Here is a 6,008-nt window from a genome sequence, read left to right as displayed (position 1 = left end):
AGGAGATCCGGAGCGCGATCTTCGACCTGCAGGCCGGCCCGACCGGCGCGCCCCGGCTGCGCACCACGCTGCACGACGTCATCACCGAGCTGACCAGGGACGTGCCGCTGCGCACCACGGTGCGGATGTCGGGCCCGCTCGACGTCGTGTCCGCCCCGCTGGCCGAGCACGCCGAGGCGGTGGTCCGCGAGGCGGTCAGCAACGCGGTACGCCACGCCCAAGCGCGCGAGCTGACGGTCACCGTGTCCGTGGACGACGACCTGGTCATCGACGTCGTCGACGACGGGGTGGGGATCCCGGACACCGTGGCCCGCAGCGGGCTGCACAACCTCCGGCAGCGCGCCGGCGAGATGGGCGGCTCGTTCGTGGTCGAACCGGCCGCCCACGGCGGCACCCGGCTGCTCTGGACCGCGCCGCTGACCCCGTGAGCCCGGGACCAACGGCACCGGCCGGGTGGTCGACCGGCCCTGTCCGGGTCGCCGGGGAGACGCGCACGCTGGGGCGAGACGGCGAGGGAGGACGAGCATGCGTGTCGAGGCGGCGATGAGCACCCCGGCGGTGACGGTCACGGCGGCAACACCGGTCAAGGTGGCGGCCGAGCTGTTGGCGACCCGGGGATTCACCGTGCTGCCGGTGGTGGACGACGAGCTGCGCCTGGTGGGCATCCTCGGCGAGGGCGACCTGGTCCGCGACCGGTTCCCGGCCGAGGCCCGGCTCACCGCCTCGGGCACGGCCGGGACGGCCGCGCGGCCGGGCGCCACCGTGGGTGAGGTGATGACCCGCGAGGTGCTCACCGCGACCGGCCGGGACGACGTGCACGAGCTGGTCGAGCGGATGCGCGGGGCGCGGGTGCGCGCGGTGCCGGTGTGCCGGGACGGGTCGGTCATCGGCGTGGTGACCTACCGGGACCTGGTGCGCACGGTGGCGAGGCGGGACGAACGGATCGCCTCGGCGGTACGGGTGCGGCTGGAGTCGTGCTTCACGCTCGGCCGGTTCGAGGTCGCCGTCGACGCCGGCGCGGTGCTGCTGTCCGACCGGATGGACCGCCCCGAGGACTGGCACACCGCGCGGGTGCTCGCCGAGCAGGTGCCCGGCGTGGCGCGAGCCCGGGTGTCCGCCCGGGCCGAGTCCGCCGCCGGAGGAGGATCGTGATGTCGTCTCGTGCCGGGCGTCCGATCGTGGTGGGTGTGGACGGCTCGCGGGCCGCGCTCGGCGCGGTCAGGTGGGCCGCCGGGGAGGCGCGTCGACGGGGGTCGGCGGTCCGGTTGGTCAGCGCGTTCGCCTGGGCGGACGCACTGCCGCTGGAAGCGCGGCTGGTGTCCGGGGACTACCGGACGAAGCTCATGGCCACCATGCGCGCCGAGCTCGACGATGCCGCCGCCGCGGTGGCCGAGCGTGCGCCAGGCACGCGGGTGGAGACGGAGGTCGTGGCCGGCTCCCCGGTCCAGGTGCTGCGCGCCGAGTCGGGGCGCGCGGCGCAGGTCGTGCTGGGCGATCGCGGCTCCGGCGGCGTCCTCGGGCTGCTCGTCGGGTCGGTGGCGGTGTCACTGGCGGGCCACGCCGCCTGCCCGGTCGTGGTGGTACGCGAGCCGGCCGACTCGTCGACGATCCTGCCGGTGGTGGTGGGCGTGGACGGGTCGCCGCACGGCGAGGAGGCCGTCGCGTTCGGTTACGAGGCCGCCTCGTTGCGCGGCGTTCCGCTGGTGGCCGTGCACACCTGGTCGGACCTGGTGTTCGACCCCCGCGTGGCGCCGATGCTGGACTGGGAGGCGATCGAGACCGGCGAGCGGGAGGTCCTCGCCGAGCGGTTGGCCGGCTGGTCGGAGAAGTTCCCGGACGTCCAGGTCCGGCGGGTGGTCACCCGGGACCGGCCGGCGCACGCGCTGCTCGAACAGGCGGCTCGTGCCCAGCTGCTGGTGGTGGGCTCGCGTGGGCGCGGACAGCTCACCGGCATGGTGCTCGGCTCGGTGAGCCACGCCGTGCTGCACGGCGCGCGATGCCCGGTCGCCGTGGTCCGGCCGGACCGGGGCTAGCCCCGTGCCCGTTCGAACCCGCCGCGCGTCGGCGTAGCCGTCGACGTCGTGCATGCCCGCCAGGCCCGGCACGAAGCCGAGGATGCCGTCGTGTCGTCGGGAGGGCAGGGCCGTCCGTCCGCTGGCCCGATGACCTTCGTCGGTACCGCGCCCGCTCGACCCCGGTGACCATGGCGTGCGGAGGTGAGCGGCCATGTGATTCGCGACCAAGATGGGCTCGACCGAGGAGATCGCCGACGTGATCGCCGAGGAGCTCAGGGGCGCGGGCGTGTCGGTCGACGTCCACCCGGCCGACCGCGCGCCCGACCCGGCCGGCTACCGCGCGGTGGTGGTCGGTAGCGCGATCTACCTGCGTCGGTGGCGCCGCGCCGCGCTGCGCTATCTGCGCCGGCACCGCGCCGCGCCGCGGGGCAGGCCGGTGTGGCTGTTCCAGAGCGGTCCCTGCGGTGGGGCGGACGGCTCACGGGTGCCGTTCGCGGCGCGCCGGCTCGCCGGGCGCATCGGCGCGGGGATGCCGGTGACGTTCGGTGGCCGCCTCGACCGGGCACATGCCGTCGGGCCGGTGGCGCGCTGGGTCGCCTCCAGCGCCGAGCTGCGCGGGGACAACCGCGACTGGGACTCGATCCGAGCCTGTGCTCATGAGATCGCAGCCACCCTGACCGGCGTCTCCCGGATCGCGCCGCGAGACCGATCGACCGGTGAACGGGGATCCGGAGCCCTAGAGCCGTCGCGGCGGGAATGTTGTTTCAGCAGTTGCTAAGCTTAGCAACTGCTGAAACTCGCGACCGTGCCCGCGGCTGGCCTCCACCGCCGGCTCTGGACGTCGAGTGGTCCTGCATGGTCGTGGAGAGGGGTGGCGGTGAGCAGGCCCCTGTACCTGCTGAAGGCGGAGTTCTTCAAGACCTTGGGACATCCGGCCCGGATCCGGGTGTTGGAGCTGCTCAGCGAGCGGGAGCACTCGGTCGCGGAGATGCTGCCGGAGGTGGGCATCGAGCCGGCGAACCTGTCCCAGCAGCTGGCGGTGTTGCGCCGCGCGGGGTTGGTGAGCACCCGCAAGGCCGGCTCGACGGTGTTCTACTCGCTGACCAGCCCGCATGTCGCGGAGCTGCTCGCGGTGGCGCGCAGGATCCTGACCGGCGTGCTGTCCGGGCAGGCCGAGCTGCTGGAGGACCTGCGCACCCCGGCCGCATCGGCGTCGTCGTCGACCGGTGTGGGCCGACCGGGCGGGCCGGCCGGTTGAGCCGGTCACCCCGCTGATCGTTGGCGTCTGGTTGTGGGTTCTCGGGTGATCGTGGGAGTGCGGTGTGCTGGGTTTGTGGCGCAAGATTCGCCGGACCGGGCGGGTGGCGGAGCCCGCGCCGGCCAGGGACCTGACCGTTGCGGGGGACGGGGCGCGGCCGGCGGCGGGCCTGGGTGGTTCGGTGCAGGTCCGGCACGTGGATGCCGGCTCGTGCAACGGGTGTGAGGTGGAGATCGGTTCGGCGTTCGGGCCGGTGTACGACGCCGAGCGGTACGGGGCGCGGTTGGTGGCCTCGCCTCGGCATGCGGACGCGCTGGTGGTCACCGGGGTGGTGACGCGGAACATGGCCGAGCCGTTGCGGCGCACGTTCGAGGCGGTGCCGGGGCCGAAGGTGGTGGTCGCGGTGGGGGACTGCGCCCGCAACTGTGGCGTGTTCGCCGGCGCCTACGGGGCGGTGGGCGCGGTGTCGGAGGTGGTGCCGGTGGACGTGGAGATCGCCGGGTGCCCGCCGCGCCCGGAGGCGATCGTGGAGGGGCTGCGGAAGCTGACCGGCCGATGAGCCTCGCGGCGGCGGGGTTCGCGGCGGCCGGGGTGGCGGGCGTGGGTACCGCCGTGACGGCGCTGGTGGCGCCGGGCCGGGTGCGGCCGGCCGTTGCCGGGGTGGGCACGGCGGTGACGGGCGCGGCGGCGGTGGTCGCCGGTGCGGCCGCACTGGGCGGGGAGTCGTTCTCGGTGGCGCTGGCCGAGGTGCTGCCGCTGGCCGGGGTGTCGTTCGGGCTGGACGCGCTGGGTGGGTTGTTCGTCGCGGTGACCGGCGCGGTGGCGGTGCTCGCCGGCGTGTATGCCGTCTCGTACACCCGTTCGCACGGCCTCGGCGGACGGGTGGTGTCGGCCGCGCTGCCGTCGTTCGTGGTGGCGATGCTGCTGGTCGCGGCGGCGGCGAGCGTGTCGACGTTGTTGGTGTGCTGGGAGCTGATGGCGCTCACCTCGCTGCTGCTGGTGGTGGCCGAGCATCGGCACCGTCCGGAGGTGGCGCGGGCCGGCCTGTGGTACGCGGTGATGACCCACCTGGGGTTCCTGGCTGTGCTGGCCGGGTTGCTGGTGTTCGTCGCGCATGCCGCGGACGACTCGTTCGCCGCGCTGCGGGAGGCCGGCCGGGGGTTGCCGCCGGCGGTGGCGGGCGTGGTGTTCGTGGCGGCGCTGGTGGGGTTCGGGTCGAAGGCGGGGATCGTGCCGCTGCACGCCTGGTTGCCCCGGGCGCATCCGGAGGCGCCGAGCCACGTGTCGGCGTTGATGTCCGCGGCGATGGTGAACCTCGGCGTGTACGGGATCGTGCGGGTGGGGCTCGACCTGCTCGGCAGTGGGGCGCGCTGGTGGTGGCTGGTGGTGCTCGGGGTGGGCGCGTGCTCGGCCGTGTACGGGATCTTGCAGGCGGCGATGAGCACCGACCTGAAGCGGCTGTTGGGCCAGTCGACCACGGAGAACATGGGTCTGGTGCTGGTCGGGGTCGGCGCGGCGGGGCTGTTCGAGTCGTCGGGGCAGCGTGTGCTGGCGGGGCTGGCGCTGGGCGCGGCCCTGTTGCACACGATCAACCACGCGGCGTTCAAGACGTTGCTGTTCCTGGCGGCCGGGTCGGTGCTGCGCGGCTCCGGAACGCGTGATCTGGATCAGCTCGGTGGGTTGCGGGTGGGGATGCCGGTGACGACCTGGGCGTTCGGGCTGGGGGCGCTGGCCGCGTCGGCGTTGCCGCCGGGGACGGCGTTCGTGTCGGAGTGGTTGCTGCTGCAGGCGTTGATCCACGGGCTGCCCACCTCGCCGGCGACGTTGCCGTCCACGGCAGTGGCGATCGCGATGCCGGTGGCGGTGGCCGCGGTGGCGCTGACGGCGGGGCTGTCGGTGGCGACGTTCGTGAAGGCGTTCGGGGTCGGATTTCTGGCCAGGCCACGAAGTCCGGGGGCGGAGCGGGCGCGGGAGAGCCCGCCGGGGATGCTGGCCGGGATGGCGCTGGCCGGCCTGGCGTGCGTGGTGTTGGCGCTGGCACCAGGGTCGGTGCTGCCGGCGGTCGCCTCGGCCGGCACCGTCGCGCTCGGGGCCGGTGGGGTCGGGGTGTCCGGGGCGGTCACGCTGCGGCTGGCCGGCGTGACCGGGGCGCTGTCGCCGCTGGTGCTCACCCTGGTGCTGGCCGGTGCCGCGGCGGTCGCGCTGGGAGCGGTGCGAGCGGTCGCGGCCGGGCGGGGTGCGCGGCGGGAGGCCCGGTTGTGGGACTGCGGCGGTGGGCCGATGTCCGCGCGGATGGAGTACACGGCCACCTCGTTCGCCGAGCCGCTGCAGCGGGTCTTCGACGACGTGGTGGCGCCGGAGACGGATGTGGACGTGGACCACCACGAGGAGTCGCGCTACCTGGTGCGGGCGGTGCAGTTCCGGCGGCGGGTGCCGGATCGGATCGAGCGGCGGCTGTATGGGCCGGTGTTGGCGGCGGTGGCGGTGTGGGGTCGGGTTGGGCGGCGGTTGGCGACCGGGTCGGTGCATCGGTATTTGGGTTATGGCTTCTACACGGTGTGTGCGGCGTTGGTGGTGTTGGCGGTGTTGCGGTGAGTGTGTTGGGGGTCGCCGGTGGGGTGGTGCAGCCGGTGTTGTTGGTGGTGGGGTCGCCGGTGTTGGCCGGTGTGATGCGGCAGGTGCGGGCTCGGTTGGAGGGCCGGGTGGGTGCCGGGGTGGGGCAGCCGTGGCGGGAT

Annotated in this window: 7 protein-coding genes; all 7 read left to right on the top strand. The window is 74.5% G+C overall.

The features are described 5' to 3' along the window. Positions 1-428, top strand: a 428-nt coding sequence (locus N912_RS0147915) for a sensor histidine kinase (RefSeq protein WP_028927995.1), incomplete at its 5' end; no start/stop codon positions are given. A 97-nt stretch (positions 429-525) separates the two neighbouring features. Next, complete coding sequence (locus tag N912_RS0147910) at positions 526-1,152, top strand: CBS domain-containing protein (protein WP_037070424.1); 627 nt, start codon at positions 526-528, stop codon at positions 1,150-1,152. Continuing rightward, positions 1,152-2,033 (top strand): universal stress protein, encoded by an 882-nt coding sequence (locus tag N912_RS0147905; protein WP_028927993.1) that lies wholly within the window; start codon positions 1,152-1,154, stop codon positions 2,031-2,033. Before N912_RS0147910 ends, N912_RS0147905 begins: the two co-directional genes overlap by 1 nt. A 211-nt stretch (positions 2,034-2,244) precedes the next feature. Next, positions 2,245-2,793, top strand: coding sequence for a flavodoxin domain-containing protein (locus N912_RS59580; RefSeq protein WP_051581819.1), 549 nt, complete (start codon positions 2,245-2,247; stop codon positions 2,791-2,793). Between the two features lie 99 nt (positions 2,794-2,892). Continuing rightward, positions 2,893-3,273 carry an ArsR/SmtB family transcription factor gene (locus tag N912_RS59575; protein ID WP_051581820.1) on the top strand — a complete coding sequence of 127 codons (381 nt, stop codon included), beginning with the start codon at positions 2,893-2,895 and terminating at the stop codon, positions 3,271-3,273. 64 nt (positions 3,274-3,337) lie between these two features. Further along, positions 3,338-3,832: an NADH-quinone oxidoreductase subunit B family protein gene (locus tag N912_RS0147890; protein WP_211261660.1), complete on the top strand. Its 495-nt coding sequence runs from the start codon at positions 3,338-3,340 to the stop codon at positions 3,830-3,832. Next, positions 3,829-5,868, top strand: a complete 2,040-nt coding sequence (locus N912_RS0147885) for a proton-conducting transporter transmembrane domain-containing protein (protein WP_028927991.1) — start codon at positions 3,829-3,831, stop codon at positions 5,866-5,868. Before N912_RS0147890 ends, N912_RS0147885 begins: the two co-directional genes overlap by 4 nt. Positions 5,869-6,008 lie beyond the last annotated feature (140 nt).

Origin of the sequence: Actinospineispora acaciae DSM 45401 (genome assembly GCF_000620785.1) — a bacterium.
In the GTDB taxonomy this organism is placed as follows: Bacteria; Actinomycetota; Actinomycetes; order Mycobacteriales; family Pseudonocardiaceae; genus Pseudonocardia; species Pseudonocardia acaciae.
This window is presented reverse-complemented; position numbering and strand designations above follow the sequence as displayed.